The sequence below is a fragment of the Acidovorax sp. genome (genome assembly GCF_034519795.1).
GTDB lineage: Bacteria > Pseudomonadota > Gammaproteobacteria > Burkholderiales > Burkholderiaceae_C > Acidovorax.
Genome location: NZ_JAXHOB010000024.1, coordinates 57332 through 75821 on the forward strand (window position 1 = coordinate 57332; position 18490 = coordinate 75821).

Annotated in this window: 15 protein-coding genes and 1 riboswitch; of the genes, 5 read left to right on the forward strand and 10 right to left on the reverse strand. The window is 66.2% G+C overall.

Translation table 11 applies throughout. The annotated features are described in order from the left end of the window. Complete coding sequence (locus tag U5N23_RS26625) at positions 1 to 729, reverse strand: phosphonate utilization associated transcriptional regulator (RefSeq protein WP_322595801.1); 729 nt, start codon at positions 727 to 729, stop codon at positions 1 to 3. A gap of 166 nt (positions 730 to 895) precedes the next feature. Between U5N23_RS26625 and U5N23_RS26630 the strand changes: the two genes are divergently transcribed. The 4 genes from U5N23_RS26630 (at position 896) to U5N23_RS26645 (ending at position 6053) form a co-directional block, all read left to right on the forward strand. Next, positions 896 to 1930, forward strand: a complete 1035-nt coding sequence (locus tag U5N23_RS26630) for a putative 2-aminoethylphosphonate ABC transporter substrate-binding protein (protein ID WP_416208673.1) — start codon at positions 896 to 898, stop codon at positions 1928 to 1930. Positions 1931 to 2004: 74 nt separating this feature from the next. Then, a complete protein-coding gene (locus U5N23_RS26635) occupies positions 2005 to 3144 on the forward strand; it encodes a putative 2-aminoethylphosphonate ABC transporter ATP-binding protein (RefSeq protein WP_322595722.1) in 1140 nt (379 codons plus the stop codon). Next, positions 3141 to 4874 (forward strand): putative 2-aminoethylphosphonate ABC transporter permease subunit, encoded by a 1734-nt coding sequence (locus U5N23_RS26640; protein ID WP_322595723.1) that lies wholly within the window; start codon positions 3141 to 3143, stop codon positions 4872 to 4874. Before U5N23_RS26635 ends, U5N23_RS26640 begins: the two co-directional genes overlap by 4 nt. A gap of 48 nt (positions 4875 to 4922) precedes the next feature. Next, complete coding sequence (locus U5N23_RS26645; RefSeq protein ID WP_322595724.1) at positions 4923 to 6053, forward strand: 2-aminoethylphosphonate--pyruvate transaminase; 1131 nt, start codon at positions 4923 to 4925, stop codon at positions 6051 to 6053. Between the two features lie 345 nt (positions 6054 to 6398). Here U5N23_RS26645 and U5N23_RS26650 read toward each other — a convergent pair whose 3' ends face one another. The 4 genes from U5N23_RS26650 to U5N23_RS26665 all read right to left on the reverse strand — a co-directional run bounded on the left by U5N23_RS26650 (position 6399) and on the right by U5N23_RS26665 (position 9788). Next, positions 6399 to 7088 (reverse strand): DNA/RNA non-specific endonuclease, encoded by a 690-nt coding sequence (locus tag U5N23_RS26650; RefSeq protein ID WP_322595802.1) that lies wholly within the window; start codon positions 7086 to 7088, stop codon positions 6399 to 6401. A 250-nt stretch (positions 7089 to 7338) separates the two neighbouring features. Then, complete coding sequence (locus U5N23_RS26655) at positions 7339 to 7809, reverse strand: GNAT family N-acetyltransferase (RefSeq protein ID WP_322595725.1); 471 nt, start codon at positions 7807 to 7809, stop codon at positions 7339 to 7341. 27 nt (positions 7810 to 7836) lie between these two features. Further along, complete coding sequence (locus tag U5N23_RS26660; RefSeq protein WP_322595726.1) at positions 7837 to 9258, reverse strand: FAD-binding oxidoreductase; 1422 nt, start codon at positions 9256 to 9258, stop codon at positions 7837 to 7839. A 101-nt stretch (positions 9259 to 9359) separates the two neighbouring features. Further along, entirely contained in the window at positions 9360 to 9788 is a 429-nt protein-coding gene (locus tag U5N23_RS26665; RefSeq protein ID WP_322595727.1) for a DUF2069 domain-containing protein, read from the reverse strand. A 230-nt stretch (positions 9789 to 10018) separates the two neighbouring features. Between U5N23_RS26665 and U5N23_RS26670 the strand changes: the two genes are divergently transcribed. Beyond that, positions 10019 to 11284: a YihY family inner membrane protein gene (locus U5N23_RS26670; RefSeq protein WP_322595728.1), complete on the forward strand. Its 1266-nt coding sequence runs from the start codon at positions 10019 to 10021 to the stop codon at positions 11282 to 11284. A gap of 799 nt (positions 11285 to 12083) precedes the next feature. Here the strand turns inward: U5N23_RS26670 and U5N23_RS26675 are convergent. The 5 genes from U5N23_RS26675 to U5N23_RS26695 form a co-directional block, all read right to left on the reverse strand. Beyond that, positions 12084 to 14402, reverse strand: a complete 2319-nt coding sequence (locus U5N23_RS26675; RefSeq protein WP_322595729.1) for a hypothetical protein — start codon at positions 14400 to 14402, stop codon at positions 12084 to 12086. A 69-nt stretch (positions 14403 to 14471) separates the two neighbouring features. Further along, positions 14472 to 15359 carry a DMT family transporter gene (locus U5N23_RS26680; protein ID WP_322595730.1) on the reverse strand — a complete coding sequence of 296 codons (888 nt, stop codon included), beginning with the start codon at positions 15357 to 15359 and terminating at the stop codon, positions 14472 to 14474. Between the two features lie 55 nt (positions 15360 to 15414). Next, positions 15415 to 15864 (reverse strand): transcriptional regulator NrdR, encoded by a 450-nt coding sequence (nrdR, locus tag U5N23_RS26685; protein WP_007856647.1) that lies wholly within the window; start codon positions 15862 to 15864, stop codon positions 15415 to 15417. A gap of 12 nt (positions 15865 to 15876) precedes the next feature. Beyond that, positions 15877 to 17121 (reverse strand): serine hydroxymethyltransferase, encoded by a 1245-nt coding sequence (glyA, locus tag U5N23_RS26690; protein ID WP_322595731.1) that lies wholly within the window; start codon positions 17119 to 17121, stop codon positions 15877 to 15879. Positions 17122 to 17156: 35 nt separating this feature from the next. After that, a riboswitch (ZMP/ZTP riboswitch) is annotated at positions 17157 to 17308 on the reverse strand. Between the two features lie 41 nt (positions 17309 to 17349). Beyond that, positions 17350 to 18207, reverse strand: a complete 858-nt coding sequence (locus U5N23_RS26695) for a lytic transglycosylase domain-containing protein (protein ID WP_322595732.1) — start codon at positions 18205 to 18207, stop codon at positions 17350 to 17352. Positions 18208 to 18490: the final 283 nt, after the last annotated feature.

Here is an 18490-nt window from a genome sequence, read left to right on the forward strand (position 1 = left end):
TCAGACTTCCTTTTGATGGGGGTGAGAGGTGAGGGCGGTTATGGGCTTATCGGTGCGACCGAACGCCTTGTGCATGCGGGCACGGCTGTCGGCCACGTGCTGGCGAAGTGCGAGCCCTGCGGCATCGGGATTGCCGCTGGCAATGGCTTCGACAATGTGGCTGTGCTCGTCTGCGGAGACCCGCAGGCCACCGCCGCTGTCCAGTGCGCGCATGCGAAACAGGTGCAGCTCCTTGACCAGACGCTTGTAGGTCTCGGTGAGCTTGCGGCTGCCTGCGGTGTCGAGCAGGATTTCGTGGAACTGGAGATTGAGCTGTGCGTACTGCTCCACGTCCTGCGCCAGGGCCGCAGAACGCATGGCTTCGAGCATGGCGCGAAGGCGTTCGATGGCGTCGGGCTGGATGGCAAGGGCCACGCGCCGTCCGATGATTTCTTCCAGCGCTTCCCGCAACTCATAGATCTCGTCCGCCTCCTCGAAGGCGATCTCTCGCACGAACACGCCACGGTTCTTTTCGTTGCGCACCAGTCCGGCCTCTTCCAGTGCGCGTAGGGCTTCGCGGATGGGGCCCCGGCTGGTGTTGAAGCGCTGGGAGAGCTCGCTTTCATTGATGCGGCTGCCGACGGGCAGTTCGCCTGTCATGATCAAACGCTCGATCTCTTCCTGCATCAGCATGGGCAGCGAGCTGGTCTGAAGAAAGGCGAGGGCGGCGGAATGAGGGCTTGAGGTCATGGATGGCGATCTTACGCGGATATTGAAAACTGTCAACAATTTACTATTGACAGTTTTTAGTCGGCAATTTACATTGCATTCACCGAGCATGGAAGAACATGTGCCGGAGCCCGCCAACGCCCTTCCAAGGGATAGCAAGCCCCTCTACCAGGAGTAACAGATGACGATGAAAGCAAGCACAAGCCGCCTCGCGGCGGCCCTATTTCTCACTGCGATCAGCTTTGTGGCGGGCAGCAATGCCTGGGCCCAGAAGACGCCCCTTCTGGTCTACACGGCGCTGGAGACCGATGCCATGAAGCTCTACAAAGACGCCTTCGAGAAGGCCCACCCGGACATCGAAGTGAAGTGGGTGCGCGACTCCACCGGCATCGTCACTGCCAAGCTGCTGGCCGAAAAAGCCAACCCGCAGGCCGATGTCGTGGCCGGCCTGGCAGCCAGCAGCCTCGCCCTGCTGCAGCAGGAGGGCATGCTGCTGGCCTACGAGCCCAAGGGGTTCAAGGAGCTCAACCCCGCCTACTCCGATACCGCAAGGCCTCCTGCATGGGTCGGGATGGACGTGTGGGCGGCAACGATCTGCTTCAACCGGGTGGAGGCCCAGAAGCTCGGCCTGCCCAAGCCCGAAAGCTGGAAGGACCTGACCAAGCCGATCTACAAGGGGACCATCTCCATGCCCCATCCGGCTTCGAGCGGGACGGGCTACCTGGATGTGTCCTCCTGGCTGCAGATGTGGGGCGATGCAGAAGGCTGGAAGTTCATGGACGCCCTGCACCAGAACATCGCGCAGTACGTGCACTCAGGGTCCAAGCCCTGCAAGCAGGCCGGTGCCGGCGAGTTCCCGATCGGCATTTCCTTCGAGTTCCGGGCCCACCAGGTCAAGAAATCGGGCGCGCCGGTCGATCTCATCTTCCCCAAGGAAGGCCTGGGCTGGGACATCGAAGCCACCAGCCTGATGAAAACCAGTACCAAGCTGGAGCAGGGCAAGCGGTTCGCCGACTGGATGGCCAGCAAGGAGGCCAATCAGATCTCGGCGCGCTGGTGGGCCGTCGTGGCCTATCCCGGCCTGGTCTCAAAGCTGGAGGGCATCCCTGAGAACTACGAGAAGCTGCTTGCCAAGAACGACATCAACTGGGCTGCGAAGAACCGCGAACGCATCCTGGCCGAGTGGAGCAAGCGCTACGAAGGCAAGGCAGAGCCCAAGTAAGAAGCCCGGCAGCATCCCCTCAGAAGAACCCACGGGGGGCGCTGTCTGCAGCCCCACAACCACGAGTGCGAAACATGGACATGACCGATACCCGATTCATCGCCGGCCAGATACCGCCGGCCGCGCCCCCTGCCGCGCTCGAGATCGTGGGCGTTCGCAAGGATTTTGAAACCTTCAGCGCGCTGCGCGACGTGCACCTGCGTGTCAACAAGGGCGAGATGCTGTGCTTCCTGGGCCCCTCGGGCTGCGGCAAGACCACGCTGCTGCGCATCATCGCGGGCTTGGAAACGCAGACCTCCGGGCAAATCCTGCAGGACGGCAAGGACGTCTCCTGGCTGCCCCCGGATGGCCGGGACTATGGAATCGTCTTCCAGTCGTACGCCCTCTTTCCCAACCTTTCGATTGCCGAAAACGTGGGCTATGGCCTGGTCAACAGCCGCGCCAGGAAGGCGGAAATCAAGGCACGTGTCGAGGAGTTGCTGAAACTCGTGGGCCTGCCGACCTCTGGCCACAAGTACCCCAGCCAGCTCTCTGGCGGACAGCAGCAGCGCGTGGCGCTGGCCCGGGCCCTGGCCACGCGCCCCGGCCTGCTGTTGCTGGACGAGCCGCTGTCGGCACTTGACGCCCTGGAGCGCATCCGGCTGCGTGGAGAGATCCGCCGACTGCAAAAGCAGGTGGGCATCACCACCATCATGGTCACGCACGACCAGGAGGAAGCACTGTCCATGGCGGACCGCATCGTGGTCATGAACCATGGGGTGATCGAGCAGGTCGGCACACCGATGGACATCTACGAACGTCCCGCCACCCCCTTCGTGGCGGATTTCGTCGGCAAGGTCAACGTGTTGCGCTCCGTGGCGCTGGGGAACCAGCGTTTCCAGGTGGGGGACATGGAGCTGGAGTGCAGCGCCTGCGATGGCAGGTTCGAGCCGGGCGAAGACGTGAATCTCTATTTGCGCCCCGAGGACCGTGCGGTCGAGCACCTGGACCACACCACCGCCAACCGGCTGCAGGTGCTGGTCACCAAGGTCGAGTTCCTGGGTGGGCTGTGCATTGCCGAGGTCACGGCCGATGCGCTGCATGGGCAGACGCTGGGACTGCACTTTTCCCTCAACCAGCTCCATGACCTGGGCATCCGCGAAGGCAACACCATCGACATTGCCCTGCGTGCCAACCGCATCCGTGCCTTTTCTGCGCGCAGGCCCGGGCCATGACCGCACTGTCCCGCCCCTCCGCCGCCATGGCGGCACCCCACCGGCAGCCCCTGTTGCGCTGGAGCCGTGACGAGACCATCGCGCGGGCCGTCCTGCTGGCGGTGATGGCCATGCTGCTGGTCTTTCTGGTGGCCCCGCTGCTGACCATCCTGGCGCAGGCCGTGCAGGACAAGAGTGGCCGCTTCGTCGGCCTCGCCCACTTCATCACCTACTTCAAGACCCCCAGCCTTCTGAGCGCGGCGTGGAACTCGATCTGGGTGTCGGCCGCCGTGGTGGCGATCTCCGTGCCTCTGGCCTTCGTGTTCGCCTACGCGCTGACGCGCAGCAGCATCCCGGCGCCACTCAAGGCGGTCTTTCGGCTCATCGCGCTGATCCCTTTGCTGGCGCCTTCACTGCTCTCGGCCATATCGTTCGTGCAGTGGTTCGGAAACCAGGGCGCGCTCAAGTTCCTGCTCGGCGGCATGTCCATCTACGGAGCCCCGGGGATCATCCTCGCCGAGGTCTACAACACGTTTCCGCATGCCCTGATGATTCTGGTCACGGCCCTGTCGCTCGCCGATGGCCGGCTGTACGAGGCCGCCGCTGCGCTGCGTACCCGCCCCTTGCGCCAGTTCATGACCATCACCTTGCCCTCGTGCAAGTACGGTCTCATCAGTGCCGCCACCGTGGTCTTCACCTACGTGATCAGCGATTTCGGTGCGCCCAAGGTGATCGGTGGCAACTTCAACGTGCTGTCGGTGGACGTTTTCAAGCAGGTCGTGGGGCAGCACAACTTCTCCATCGGTGCGGTGGTCGGCATGCTGCTGCTGATTCCGTCGGTCATCTCCTTCGTCATCGACTACGTGGTGCGGCGCAAGCTCAAGGCGCAGCTCACGGCCCGCTCGGTGCCCTACAGCCCCAAGCGGCGCCGGCTGGCGGATGCGCTGCTGACCTTGTTCTGCACGGTAGTCTGCGTGCTGCTTCTGGCCACCATCGGCATGGCGATCTACACCTCGGTGATTTCGCTGTGGCCCTATGACCTTTCGTTCACGATGAAGCACTACCACTTCGTGCTGATCGAGAGCGACATGGCGGCCGCCTACGGCAACAGCCTGCTGGTTGCCATGGTCACCGCGGTGGCCGGCTCGCTGATCGTCTTCGTGGGCGCCTACCTGATCGAGAAGACGCGCGACCTCGGCCTGATGCGGCCCGCCATGCACCTGATGGCCGTGCTGTCCATGGCCGTGCCGGGCCTGGTGCTCGGGCTGGGCTATGTGATGTTCTTCAATCACCCCGCCAATCCGCTGAACTTTTTGTACCAGACGATGGCGATCCTGGTCATCTCGATGGTCGTCCACTACTACACCTCCAGCCACCTCACCGCCATCACGGCGCTCAAGCAGCTGGACAACGAGTTCGAGGCCGTGTCGGCGTCGCTCAAGGTCCCCTTCTTCAAGACCTTCATGCGCGTGACCGTGCCCGTGTGCCTGCCGGCCATTCTCGATATAGGGCGCTACTTCTTTGTGGTGTCGATGGCCAGCCTGTCGTGCGCGATCTTTCTCTACACGCCCGAGACCATCCTCGCCTCGGTGGCGATCATGCACCTGGACGATGCCGGCGACATCGGCCCCGCGTCGGCACTGGCCAGCCTGATCGTGATCACCTCGACGCTGGTGTGCATTGCCTATTCACTGCTCACGCGCGTGCTGTTGTCACGCACCCAGGCCTGGCGCAACCTGGCCCGCAGCTGACCCTCACCTCCCAACCCCGGTTCCCTTCCCCCGCCCTGGAGACAAACCATGAGCCCCACCACCGCCCCCATCCTGCTGACCCCCGGCCCTCTCACCACCTCTGACCGCACGCGCCAGGCCATGCTGCGCGACTGGGGGTCGTGGGATGCGGACTTCAACCAGATCACCGCGCGCATCCGCAAGAACGTTCTGGAGATCGTGCATGGCACGGGCACGCACGAGTGCGTGCCCTTGCAGGGAAGCGGAACCTTCTCCGTGGAGGCCGCTATCGGTACCGTCGTTCCGCGCGACGGCCATGTGCTCGTGCCGAACAACGGCGCGTACTGCCAGCGCCTGGCCAAGATCTGCAAGGTGATCGGCCGCAAGGTCAGCACCATCGACTACACGGAAGACAGGCAGGTATCCCCCGCCGATGTGGACCGTGCCCTGGCTGCCGACCCAAGCATCACCCACGTCGCCGTGGTGCATTGCGAAACCGGAACCGGCGTTCTCAACCCCCTGCATGAAATCGCCATGGTCGTGGCCAAGCATGGGCGTGGCTTGATCATCGATGCGATGAGCTCCTTTGGCGCACTGGAGATCGATGCCCGCCAGACGCCCTTCGACGCAGTCGTCGCCGCATCCGGCAAATGCCTCGAAGGCGTTCCCGGCATGGGCTTCGTCATCGTCAAGCGCAGTGTTCTGGAGCGATGCGAGGGCAACTGCCACTCCCTGAGCATGGACCTCTATGACCAATGGGTCTACATGGAAAAGACCACGCAATGGCGCTTTACGCCACCGACCCATGTCGTGGCCGCGCTGGACGCGGCGATCACCCAGTACCTGGAAGAGGGTGGGCTCTCGGCGCGCGGCGGACGCTACGCGCGCAACTGCAAGGCGCTGATCGATGGAATGGCGGAATTGGGTTTTCGCCCGTTTCTCGACCCGGCCATCCAGGCGCCGATCATCGTCACTTTCCATGCGCCGGCCGACCCGGCCTACGAGTTCAAGGCGTTCTACCAGGAGGTCAAAAAGCGTGGCTACATCCTCTATCCCGGCAAACTCACGCAGCTCGAGACGTTCCGCGTAGGCTGCATTGGTCACTTCGGCGAAGCTGGCATTCCCGGTGCCGTGGAGGCGGTGGCCGATGCCCTGGAATCCATGGGCGTGCGCCAGGTCGCTGTCCTGGAGAAAGCCTGAAATCCGGGCTGAATCTCCCCGCTGCCTGCATGGGGGCGAAGCCCATGCAGGCAACGCAAGCATCCGTCCATCCCGATGGCGAAGTGCGAAGCAATGTCCGGCAGCCGCTGCCCTTAGACCACCACCGGCCCGCTCGGTGAACGCGAAGCCATCGTTGTCGAACTCGACCCGCTTGCCTGCGCCGTCCCCTTGAGGGCCGGTGAGTGCTATTTTCGGGATCGCGCCGCCTTGCCTGGGGCTGGATGGCCGCTTGCCACGGCTGGCCGTCCCTCACCCCGGCGTTGAAATTCGCTGGGCCTTCTCAAGGGGGGATGTGCCGCCGTTCCATTGCGACAGTCCCTGGCGTCAATGCGGCGCCGCCAAGGTCGGCAGAAACTCCACCCCCGTCCGCTTTACCAACTCCTGGTAGCTGATGGGCGGGCCCGCGCGCTCGCCCTCGCGGTTGGCCTGCCAGTGCGCCCAGGCGCGCTGCGTGCTGGCGTCGTACACCAGCTTGAACAGGTAGGCCGGCACGCGCACCTTGTTGACCCCGATGGCGGGGCTGCCCTGCGTAAAGACCGGGCCGGTGATCACGTACACATCGCCCCGGGCGCGCAGCACGTAGCGCCGCGTGTCCTGCTCGATGCGGGCCCAGGGGCCGCCGTTCTGCCTGGGGTCCTGCGGCACCATGTTGGCCAGCGAGAAGCTTTGCGCCATGGCCGTGGGGGTGGACATGTCCGCCGCCGGTGCCATGTGCCCGCGGCTGTAGCCCGAGCGCTTGTAGTCGTCGAGCTCGGCGCGTTCGCCCCGGGGCAGGCGGGCATCGGCGAAGAACTTGTTCGAGCGCTTTTCGTCGGCGCCTTCCAGCACCTGGCGGTTCAGGCGCTGGGCCACGTAGACGGGGGTGCGCGTTTCGCCACTGTGCAGCACGGCAAAGGCCTCGTAGCACAGCTCGCGCTGCTGGGCGCGGCGCGGCACCGGCGGCGGCTTGCCGCCCACGAAGAACTGCGGGCAATGCACGAAGCCGCTGGGCTGCGCGCTGCGCAGGCCGGGGATGCTGTCGAGAAAGGTGGAGGGAGTGCGGGCGAGGGAGGGAGCGGCGGCGCCAAGGACCAGCGCCAGGGCCGTGGCCCCACGCGCGGCGCGGGGCCAGGAAGAAAGCAGATTCAAAACAGGGTGTCAAAGCAGCGAAAAGGGCGCTGATTGGACCACTGCGGCGGACCTGTTTTGGCCTTACGGGCCGTATTGCTGCAAGGTTTTTCCGGCGCTTGCAGCGCTTACGTTTGGAGGCAAGAACCAGGGTGCGTCAAAGCTCTTTCGCGTAGACGATGAACCCGTGGTGTCTGGCCACCTTGTCGTACAGCAAGCGACCTGCCGCATTGCCCTCATGCGTCTGCCAATACACGCGCGAGGAGCCGGCTGTGCGGGCCTGTTCGTACACCGCTTCGATCAGCAGGCGGCCGACGCCACGCCCGCGCGCGGCCTCGCGGGTGAACAGGTCGCTCAGGTAGCAGACGGGCTCGATGCGCGTCATGCTGCGGTGGTACACGCAGTGGGCCAGGCCCAGCAGCGCACCGCTGCCTTCCTCTTGCGCCACCAGGCAGTGCATCGGCTCGACGGGATCGAGGAAGCGCTGCCAGGTGCTCGCCGTGATGTGCTCGGGCAGGGCCGTGGCGCCAAAGCGCCCATAGAAGGCGTTGTAGCCGTCCCAGAGCGGGCGCCAGGCGGCGTAGTCGTCTTCCGTGACGGAGCGGACGGACGCCGGGGCAGCAGTCATGCGGGGCTCCTGCAAGGGGATGGGCACTCAGCGGTTGAGCACGCGCCCAGGGTTCATGATGCCCTGCGGATCGAGCGCCTGCTTGACGGCGCGCATCATCGACAGGGCCACGGGCGACTGGTACTTCTCGAGCTTGTCGGCCTTGAGCTCGCCGATGCCGTGCTCGGCCGAGAAGGATCCGCCGAACTCGGCCACCGCGTCGTACACCAGCTGGTGCACATGCTCCTCATGGTCGCGCAGGAAGGCCTTGGGGTCGCCTTCCACGGGGGCCTGCACGTTGTAGTGCAGGTTGCCGTCGCCCAGGTGGCCGAAGTTCACCAGGCGCACGCCGGGGATCTCGCGGCGCAGCACGGCGTCGGTGTGGGCCACGAAGGCGGGGATGCGCGAAATCTGGATGGAGATGTCGTGCTTGATGTTCAGCCCCTCTTCGGCCTGCGCCAGGGGAATGTTCTCGCGGATGTGCCACAGCTGCTGCGCCTGCGTGAGGTTCTCGGCGACCACTGCGTCGGTCACGCAGCTGGCCTCGAAGGCCGTCTCCAGCAGCGCCTCGAAGCGGCTGCGCGCGTGTTCTTCGGATTCGCTGTCGGAGTTTTCGAGCAGCACGCACCAGGGCGCGTTCTCGTCGCCCAGGAAGGGCACGCGCAGCTGCGGCATGTGCTTGCCCACCAGGCTCAGCGCGAACTGGCCCATGACCTCGAAGCCCGTGAGGCCTGCGCCCAGGTGCTTGTGCGCCAGGCCGAGCAGGGCCACGGCATGCTCCATGGAAGGCACGGCAGCCCAGGCCGTCAGGCGCGCCGCAGGCTCGGGGTAGAGCTTGAGCGTGGCGGCGGTGATGATGCCCAGCGTGCCTTCGCTGCCGATGAACAGGTCGCGCAGGTCGTAGCCGGTGTTGTCCTTGCGCAGGCCCTTGAGGCCGTCCCACACCTCGCCCTGCGCGGTGACGACTTCCAGGCCCAGGCACAGGTCGCGCGCATTGCCGTAGCGCACCACCTGCGTGCCACCGGCGTTGGTGCCCAGGTTGCCGCCGATGGTGCAGCTGCCCTCGGCTGCGAGCGACAGCGGGAACAGCACGCCCGCGTTCTGCGCCACGTCCTGCAGGTTCTGCAGGATGCAGCCGGCCTCCACCGTCATGGTCAGGTTGTCGGTGTCGATGCTGCGCACGGCGTTCATGCGCGTGAGGCTCAGCACCACCTGCGTGCCGCTGTCGTCGGGCGTGGAGCCCACCGCCAGGCCGGTGTTGCCACCCTGTGGCACGATGGCCGTGCCGGCCGCGGCGCAGGCCTTGACCACGGCGGCCACCTCCTGCGTGCTGGCGGGGCGCACCACCGCCAAGGCCTTGCCGCGCACGCGGCGGCGCCAGTCCTGCTCCCAGGCGGTCAGATCGCCATCGGTCAGCACGTGGGCCGGGCCGACGAGGGTGCGCAGGGTGTCGAGGAGGGGGGTGGTCATGTCGTTGGCCTTTCGTCTACGGCGGTCAGGGCTGCTGCCCGGCGCAGGCGCCAGGGCATTGCAGCGTGATGGGGGGATTGTCGGTTGGGGCTGGCATCGTGTCAGGCGGCGAGCGACGGCGCCTGCCCTTCCTGCAGTTCTTTGGCGGCCGCCATGGCCTTGGCATTGCGCTGGCGCAGCCGCACGTGCAGCGTGCAGGCCGTGAAGAGCACCAGGCACAGCAGCACCTCGGCCCAGGCCAGCCACTGCGACGGCGGCTGGTCGCCCCAGCCGCGCACCACGCCCTCGGTGAAGTACAGCCAGATCACCAGGCTCACCCAGCGGTAGGTGTACATGCGGTTCTTGAGCAGGCCGGCCAGCGGAATGCACAGCGGCAGCGCCTTCAGCGCGATCCACGAGCCGCCGGGGCGCAGGGGGGCCAGCACCAGCTCCCAGGCCAGGCACAGCGCGATCAGCGCCATCACGCTGCCGGTGGCCACCCAGCGGGTGGCGGCAATGGCGTGGTCGGAGACGGGGAGGGGAGCAGTCATCGGTGGCGGCGCAGCAGTTGGCAGTCGGTGGGTGGCGCAGAGGCCAAAAAATCGGTTGGGTCGGTTCGGTGCGGCGGGCGGGCTCGGTGGGCGTTCCATTGCCATTGTGCTTGCGGCCCGCCGCGCGCTTGGGCCCACAATGCGCGGTGTATGTCGCCTGCCCGCATTCATGCGGTGCAGCGTTTTCACACCCCCTGGGGTCCCTTGCCGGGCCTAGGATCATATCGGCCATGCCCTTGACCTTGCAGACTGTAGCCTCGCGCATCGAAGCGCTGATCACGCAGCTGTCGCATTTCCCCTGGAAAACGACGGCCCTGACCCTGCGCGAGCGCTTTCGCGAGGACCACCTGGGCCTGACGGCCAGCAGCCTGACCTTCACCACCACACTGGCGCTGGTGCCCTTCTTCGTGGTGGCGCTGGCGGTGTTCACCGCGTTTCCCATCTTCGGCAAGGTGCAGGACGTGCTGCAGCGCTGGCTAGTGGACAGCCTGGTGCCCGACAGCATCTCGCGCCAGGTGCTGGGCTACCTCACGCAGTTTGCCGCCAAGGCCAGCAGCCTGGGCGTGGCGGGCTTCAGCATTTTGCTGGCCACGGCGCTGGCCCTGATCCTCACCATGGACCGCACGCTCAACGACATCTGGCGCGTGCGCCGCCTGCGCCCCCTGGGCCAGCGGGTGCTGATCTACTGGGCCGTGATCACCCTGGGCCCGCTGCTGCTGGGTGTGAGCCTGGCGCTCACCTCGTACGTCATGTCGGCATCGGGCGGGCTGGTGAAGGCGCTGCCCAGCGGCGTGCAGTTGCTGTTCGATTCGATCCAGTTCTTCGTGCTCGCCGGCTGCATGGCGGCGCTGTACCACTACGTGCCCAACACCCCGGTCAAGTGGCGCCACGCCTGGGCCGGCGGGCTGTTCGTCGCCGTCTGCATCGAGCTGGCCAAGCGCGTGCTGGCGATCTACCTGAGCAATGTGCCGACCTACTCGGTGGTGTACGGCGCCTTCGCGACCTTGCCGATCCTGCTGGTGTGGATCTATGTGGCCTGGGTCATCGTGCTGCTGGGCGCGGTGGTCACGGCGTACCTGCCCAGCCTGCTGGCCGGGGTGGCCCGGCGCGGCACGGTGGCGGGGTGGACCTTCCAGCTGGCGGTGGAGGTGCTGCAGGAGCTGTACCTGGCGCGCCGCCATGTGCAGAAGGGGCTGCGCGCGAGCGAACTGGCACTGCTGCTGCGGCTTGATGTGCTGCAGCTTGAGCCGGTGCTCGATGCGCTGCTGTCTCTCGATTGGGTCGGGCAGATCAACGATGCCACGAGCGACCCCGATGCGGCGGATGTGGCCGAGCCGCGGTATTTGCTGCTGGTGGATCCTTTGGCTACTTCGGCTGAGCCGTTGGTGGAGAAGTTGCTGTTGGAGCGGGTGGAGAGTTTGGGGTCGTTTTGGAATAGTGCGGGGTTGGAGAGGATGAAGGTGGCGGATTTGTTGCGGGGTGCTGTGCGGGGGTGAGCTTGCTTCGTTGATTGTGTTTGCTGCGTGCTTTGGTTGAGGGCGGAGGCCGGGATGTGCGCCCGGCGGCGCAGTAACTTTCTCTTGAGTCGCCAAGAGAAAGTCACCAAAGAGAAGGCGACCCCGCTGCCCGTGTCCCCCTCGCCCGGTGGGCGAGGGGGGCAGCCTGCGATGCTCGGTCCTGGGGTGACGCCGAAGAACTCCCTGCGCTGCCTCTGCGAGGCAGCTGCGGTCAAACAGCTTCGGCGAGCCAGATGACGATGCGCGTGTCCTTCGGCACGCGCTCACCCCAGGCCCTGCGCTTCTCGGCACGGTCAGAAGGGGGTGGGAGCGGGCTCCATACGGGCCATTGCTTCGCTCGGCCCCAACTGCCTCGCTGCGCTTGGCCTGGGTGGAACGATCGCGCCAGTCTCGTCGGCAGCGCGCACCGCGCGCGTCCCCGACCCCAGGCGTAGCTGCGAAGCAGCAGCCGTGCGGACCCCGCTCCCCACCCCTTCTGGCTGCGCCGAGAAGCGCAGGGCCTGGGGTGGGTGCGTGTGCCGAAGGACACACGCACTTCGTGATCTGACTCGTCGCAGCTGTTTGAGCGGAGTTCGAAGAACGCAGCGAGTTCTGCGACGCCACCCCAGGAACGAGCATCGCAGGTTGCCCGCAGCGAAGCGAAGGGACGCAGACTGGGGGTCGCCTTTTCTTGGCCCACCTTCTTTTGGCGACGCAAAAGAAGGTGGGTGCGCCGCCGGGCGCACATCCCGGCCTCCGCCCTCAACACACGCCCGCAGCTGAAAAGAAACCTGAAACCTCAACGCGCGGGCGCAGCCACCGAAGCAGCCGGCGCCGACGCAGGTGCACCAGCCGGTGCATCCATCGGTGGCGTCACCGTCATCTGCGGCACCCACCGATCCAGCCAATGCGCCCGCCACGCCACAAACCCCACTACAACCACGGCAACCAACACGCCCAAAGCCACCCACACAGGGCTCTTGGACTCCGCAAACGGATCATCGAGCATGCGCCGTGCATTGGCCGGCACCCTGGCCACCTGCGACAGGGATCCCCCCAACCGGGTGTTCACCCGCATGCGCCCATTGATCGCCCAGCCACTGGCATCCAGGATCGGCCCCAGGCTGCGCTGGCGCAGCTTGAGCCACGCGATCAGCATGCTCGGCCCCGAGATCGCCAGCACGATGCCGATCAGGGCCAGCGGTATCCACACCCCCAGGTCCACGAACTTGCCGAAGATGCCCACCAGCACCGCGCTGATGCTCCCCAGCGCCACGCCGATGGCCGCCACCGTGCCCACGTCGGTGCGGCGCGGGGTGCCGGGCACGGTCACGCTGCTGGCGTTGGTGCCCACCGTCTTGAGATCGGTGCTGGCCAGGGTGCTGGCGGCCGTGCCCAATGACTTCTGTGCGCGCGCATCGCTGGCCGATGCGCGCTTGGCCACCTGTTCTTCGATCATGCGCACGAACTTCTTGTACGGTGAGAAGAAGGCCTGGCGGATGCTCGTGGGGTTCTCGATGGTGCGGGTGATGGTGGCATCCCAGTCGTTGCCGTCGCGGTCGTAGAACACGCCGTTGCGGCCCACGAAGAGGAAATCCACGTCGCCCGCGGTGAATGCCGCGACGATGCCCATCTTCTGGCCTTTGCGCGTGCAGTCGCAGTAGGCCAGGTAGGTCTTGGCCAAGCCGGCGAGCTTGGCGTGGCGCGCGGCGTCGGGCACCTGCACCACCAGGTCGCAGCTGCGCGCATCCAGGTACAGGGTGCCGGCCTGGAAGATGGCGCCCCGGCGCTGGTAGAAGGCCGAGAACGAGACGAAATTGTTGAGCAGCTCCAGCAGGTCGCGCTTGAAACGCAAGAGCTTCTCCAGCCCCTGTGCCTGCTCGTTGTGGGCCTGCTCGGCCTCGTCTTCGCCGATCAGGGCCATCACGCGCTGCTCGGCGTCGCCTGCCAGCAGGGCCTCGCGCACGTCTTCGTCCAGCGCATCGAGGCGCGTGGCGGGGCGGTCGGCCAACCACTGCTGGCAGGGCGCCAGCGACTTCTGGATCAACTGCCATTCGTCCTGCGTCAGGCTTTCGGCCTGGCTGCGCTCCAGCAGGGGCTCCACCGTGCGCTCGCGGAAGTTGCGCAGGGCCTTGGCCCAGGCCGGGTTCACGCCGTGCCGAAGGGGCAGGGCGCCGCCAGGGCTGATGGGGGCCAGGGGCAGCGTGGTGATGGCCGGCGAGGCCAGGCCCAGGTCCTGGCCGGCCATGGCGCTGTACCCGTCGAGCGAGGGGTTCAGTGCCGTGGCGGCGCGCGGGTCGTAGGCCGCCAGGCGGGTGCGGGCAAAGAAGTCCTCCACCTTGGCCGCCACGGCATTCATGGCCTCGGTGGCGGCCAGCGTGCGGTCCCCCAGGGCCAGGCCGGTGGTGGCATCGCGCGCCTGGGCGGCCCAGGCCCTGAGCTTGTTCAGCTCTGCAAAGAAGGCCTCGGCGCGTTGGCGGTCGATGCCGGGCAATTGCTTGTCGGTGGTGGGCGCGATGCTGCCGTGCGTGGTGATGATGTGCGCGATGGCCTCGCGCGCCACGCTGTCGTCCTTGCCTGCGGTGTCCACCGTGATGATGCCGTCGCCATTGAAGCGCAGGGCACTCAACTGCTGGCTGCGTTCGAGTACGTCGGCCAGCGCGATCTCCGTGGCCTCGGGCCGGCCGGCCATGGCCAGCAGGCGCCGGGCCTCTGCGGCCAGCGCGGCGCCTTCTTCGGTGCGGTCGTCGATGGCGCTGATCTCCAGCCTATCGCCGGGGCGGGCCAGCTCGTCCGGGCTGCGCAGCTGTGCGCAGGCCCAGGCGCAGGCGGCCAGCAGTTCGGGCGGGCGGATGCGGCCGTCCTTGTCGGTATCGATCAGGTCCAGCGTGCGCTCGTCGAACTCGATGCCGCGCGTGGGGCAGGCCAGGGCCACCCAGAGCTTCTGGTCGAGTTCTGCGAGGTGGGCGATGTCTGCGCCGCTCTGGATGATGACCTGGTCCACGCCGCCGGCACGAAAGAACTGCCAGGCGTGCTGGGGTGGGGGCTGCTCGGGCTGCAGCGGGGCGCGGTGGGTGGGAAGGGATGTGGCGACGGTCGGCTGCGGCTGCGGGTCCATGCCGCCATTGTCGGCAGCCCGGGCCTTTCGCCGCCACGGACCTGGGCGAACAGGCCTGTAGGCGATATCCTACGAGCGCGATCCGGCGCCCAGCCAGCGCAGCGGGTTGAACCCGGTCACCAGGCCCGTGGCCACCAGCACCAGCAGGCCGCCCCAGAGCATGCCCGGGCCCAGGGCTTCGCCCAGGAACAGATGGCCCCAGGCCACGCCGAACAGCGGGATCATGAAGGCGCTGCTCATGGCCGCCACGGGCGAGACCTGGCTGAGCACGCGCAGGTTGAGCCAGTAGGCCAGGCCCGAGGTGACGATGCCCATGACCGCCACGGCGGCCAGGGCCGTGGGTGTGAACCGCGCCTCCGGCAGGCTCCAGGCCGCGCCGGGCAGCAGCATGACCAGGGCCGTGCCGTGGATGCCGGCCGCAATCGCCAGGGGCGGCATGCGCGTGGTGGCGCGCTTCATCCACGGGGTGGAAACACCGTAGCAGGCCGATGCCGTCATGCACGCCAGCGCCGCGATGACCAGGGCCGGCGTGGGCGCCACAGGCCCGAGCTGCACGATGAGCGCCACGCCCGCGAAACCGCAGATGCAACCGATCCACTTGCGTGCGCTCAGCGTGTCTTCCTTGAGCCAGGCCGCAGCGATCACGCTGAAGGGCACGGCCATGGTGTTGAGCAGCGAGCTGTAGCCTGCAGGCAGGTACAGCGCCGCCCAGGAGTACAGCAGGAAGGGGATGGCGACCGTGAGGGCACCCAGCCCCACCAGCTCGCGCCAGTGGCGCCAGGGCCAGCGCTCGCCGGCCACGCGCATGATGAAGATCAGCGTGAGGGTGGCCAGGCCAATGCGCAAGGCGGCCATGACATTGGGTCCGAGCACGGGGCTCGCGACACGGATGAAAAGGAAGGAGGCGCCCCACAGGGCAGACAGCAGCACGAGCTGCAGGAAATGGCGGGTCTTCACCCGTGCATTGTCGGCCAGCCGCGCAAAGTCTGCTGGCGACCGAGCACCGCAGGTGCTACTTGCGCACCTCGTCGACCATGGCGCGAAAGTCGTCGATGTCCTCGAAGCTGCGGTAGACGCTTGCAAAGCGGATGTAGGCGATCTTGTCGAGTTTCTTGAGCTCGCGCATCACCAGTTCGCCGATGCGGCTGGAGAGCACTTCGCGCTGGCCCAGGTTGAGCAGCTTTTCCTCGATGCGCTCGATGGCGCTGTCGATCTGCGTGGTGCTCACGGGGCGCTTGCGCAGTGCCAGGTTGAAGGAGCCGAGCAGCTTGCCGCGTTCGTACTCGATGCGCCGGCCGTCCTTCTTGACGATGGCCGGGAAGTTCACTTCCGGCCGTTCGTAGGTGGTAAAGCGCTTGTCGCAGGCACCGCACTGGCGCCTGCGGCGGATGAAGTCCCCTTCTTCAGACACCCGGGTTTCGACGACCTGCGTTTCCTGGTGGCTGCAAAAAGGGCACTTCATGGCGGCGCCGGATCAGCCGTAGACCGGGAAGCGCGCGGTCAGCGCATTCACCTTGGCGCGCACGGCGGCGATGTTGGCCTCGTCGCGCGGGTTGTCCAGCACGTCGGCGATCAGGTTGGCGGTGATGCGCGCTTCTTCTTCCTTGAAGCCGCGCGTGGTCATCGCGGGGGTGCCGATGCGCACGCCGCTGGTCACCATCGGCTTTTCAGGGTCGTTGGGGATGGCGTTCTTGTTGATCGTCATGTGGGCGGCGCCCAGCACCGCCTCGGCTTCCTTGCCGGTGATGCCCTTGGCGCGCAGGTCGACCAGCATCACGTGGCTTTGCGTGCCGCCGGAGACGATGCGCAGGCCGCGCGCGGTCAGCGTTTCGGCCACGACCTGGGCGTTCTTGATCACCTGCTCCTGGTAGGCTTTGAAGCCGGGCTGCAGTGCTTCCTTGAAGGCCACGGCCTTGGCCGCGATGACGTGCATCAGCGGGCCGCCTTGCAGGCCGGGGAAGATGGCGCTGTTGATGGCCTTCTCGTGCTCGGCCTTCATCAGGATGATGCCGCCGCGCGGGCCGCGCAGGCTCTTGTGGGTAGTGCTGGTGACCACGTCGGCATGGGGCACGGGGTTGGGGTACACGCCCGCGGCGATCAGGCCGGCGTAGTGGGCCATGTCCACCATGAAGATCGCGCCCACGTCCTTGGCCACCTTGGCAAAGCGCGCGAAGTCGATGTGCAGGCTGTAGGCAGAAGCGCCGGCGATGATGAGCTTGGGGCGGGTCTCGTGCGCCTTCTTCTCCATGGCGTCGTAGTCCAGCACTTCGTTGGCGTCGAGGCCGTAGGAGACCACGTTGAACCACTTGCCCGACATGTTCAGCGGCATGCCGTGCGTCAGGTGGCCGCCTTCGGCCAAGCTCATGCCCATGATGGTGTCGCCGGGCTTGAGGAAGGCCAGGAACACGGCCTCGTTGGCGGAGGCGCCGCAGTGCGGCTGCACGTTGGCGGCGTCGGCGCCGAAGATCTTCTTGACGCGGTCGATGGCCAGTTGCTCGGCCACGTCCACGTGCTCGCAGCCACCGTAGTAGCGCTTGCCGGGGTAGCCTTCGGCGTACTTGTTGGTCAGCTGGGTGCCCTGGGCCCACATCACGGCGGGCGAGGCGTAGTTCTCGCTCGCGATCAGCTCGATGTGGTGTTCCTGGCGGGCGTTCTCGGCCGTGATGGCGGCAAACAACTCGGGGTCGGCTTGTTCGACAAGAATATTGCGGTCGTACATGTGTGGCAGTCCTATGAACTTGTGTCCCTTGAAACAAGGGCTGCCCAGGCGAACGGCTGAACGCGGCGGGCATGACACCCGTGCGGCACGCTCCCCAGTGGTTCACAAGAGGCAAGCCCTTGTCGGTTTCCACGTCAGCGGCAGCCCGGTTGCGGGGCTGCGCCTATCGCCAGTTGCGTACCTGCGTAGTGTATCCCAGGCAGCGCGGCCGCCCCACGAATGTCGATCTCAGGAGGCTTGAGAGAGCAAGGCCACCTTCTCGCTGCTGCCATTGGCAGGAGGCGAGGCGGGTTCCGGCAGCTTGACCGACGCGGGGACCGATTGCACCGGCGCCTGCGTGGACAGGGTGGCGGGCGGGTTGGTCGGCATGCCGCGGCCGCCGGCCACCTGGCGCAGGCGGAAATGCTCGGCCAGCACCTTGGCGGTGTAGCCGCCGTCGTCGGGCAGGTTGGCTGCGCCCACGTAGTAGCGCAGGCCGCCTTCGAGCGAGCCGGCGCGGGCGATGCATTCCTGCAGCACTTTCACGCCCACGCGCAGGTTGGTCACCGGGTCGAAGGCCGCGAAGTGCCCGCCGAAGTTCTGGTACTTCTCGGTGTGCACGGTGGTCATCACCTGCATCAGGCCCTGGGCACCCACGGAGCTTTGGGCAAAGGGGTTGAAGTTGGACTCGATGGCCATGATGGCCAGGATCAGGGTCGGGTCGAGCTTGTTGCGGGCGCCGAGCTCATAAGCCTCGGCCACCAGCACGCTCAGCGGCTCGGGGGCCACGCGGTACTTCTTGCTCAGCCAGAACGCCACGGCAGCCTGCTCCTTGGGCAGGTCCTTGGGGTTGCCGGCCGTGGCGCGCTCGCTCGCTTCGGGCTCGATGGGCATGCCCAGCACGGCGACCTGGCGCGCCTGCAGCCAGTTCATGAGCTTTTCTTCTCCGGCCTGGCGCAGGTCGGGCCGGGCGCTCAAGGCGATAACGACGAATGCAACGGTCAGCCCGATGAGGGCGAAGCTGCTGTGGGTGATTTCAAGAAAACCTTCGGTCACGTCGGCTGCGAAGGTTCGCACGCCGGAGACAATTTTTCCTGACGCTGTCATAGCTCTTCCTTTCTGGGGCGCTTCCCTGAGGCCCTGCCACCACGGGTGGTTGGCAGGATCAGGCGTATCACCTGGATTGGTACGCCATCAATTTCAGGGCCTGCAACAAGCAAGAGGGCCGTGAGTTGACTTAGCCGGGTTCGGCAGCGGGTTGGGGTTTTTACTAGCCATTTTTGAGGCTGGCGGATTCTAGGAGGTCACCAAATACCTAGTCAATACTAACAAATAGAATTGTTAGATTAAAAAAGCATGATAAATCTGGTAGAAAACACAGGGTTTTGCC

Coding starts and splice junctions, on each gene's coding strand:
- U5N23_RS26635 (WP_322595722.1), top strand. CDS start 2,005: ATGGACATGACCGATACCCGATTCATCGCCGGCCAGATACCGCCGGCC.
- nrdR (WP_007856647.1), bottom strand. CDS start 15,864: ATGAAGTGCCCTTTTTGCAGCCACCAGGAAACGCAGGTCGTCGAAACC.
- glyA (WP_322595731.1), bottom strand. CDS start 17,121: ATGTACGACCGCAATATTCTTGTCGAACAAGCCGACCCCGAGTTGTTT.
- U5N23_RS26625 (WP_322595801.1), bottom strand. CDS start 729: ATGACCTCAAGCCCTCATTCCGCCGCCCTCGCCTTTCTTCAGACCAGC.
- U5N23_RS26660 (WP_322595726.1), bottom strand. CDS start 9,258: ATGACCACCCCCCTCCTCGACACCCTGCGCACCCTCGTCGGCCCGGCC.
- U5N23_RS26670 (WP_322595728.1), top strand. CDS start 10,019: ATGCCCTTGACCTTGCAGACTGTAGCCTCGCGCATCGAAGCGCTGATC.
- U5N23_RS26645 (WP_322595724.1), top strand. CDS start 4,923: ATGAGCCCCACCACCGCCCCCATCCTGCTGACCCCCGGCCCTCTCACC.
- U5N23_RS26695 (WP_322595732.1), bottom strand. CDS start 18,207: ATGACAGCGTCAGGAAAAATTGTCTCCGGCGTGCGAACCTTCGCAGCC.
- U5N23_RS26640 (WP_322595723.1), top strand. CDS start 3,141: ATGACCGCACTGTCCCGCCCCTCCGCCGCCATGGCGGCACCCCACCGG.
- U5N23_RS26665 (WP_322595727.1), bottom strand. CDS start 9,788: ATGACTGCTCCCCTCCCCGTCTCCGACCACGCCATTGCCGCCACCCGC.
- U5N23_RS26655 (WP_322595725.1), bottom strand. CDS start 7,809: ATGACTGCTGCCCCGGCGTCCGTCCGCTCCGTCACGGAAGACGACTAC.
- U5N23_RS26630 (WP_416208673.1), top strand. CDS start 896: ATGAAAGCAAGCACAAGCCGCCTCGCGGCGGCCCTATTTCTCACTGCG.
- U5N23_RS26675 (WP_322595729.1), bottom strand. CDS start 14,402: ATGGACCCGCAGCCGCAGCCGACCGTCGCCACATCCCTTCCCACCCAC.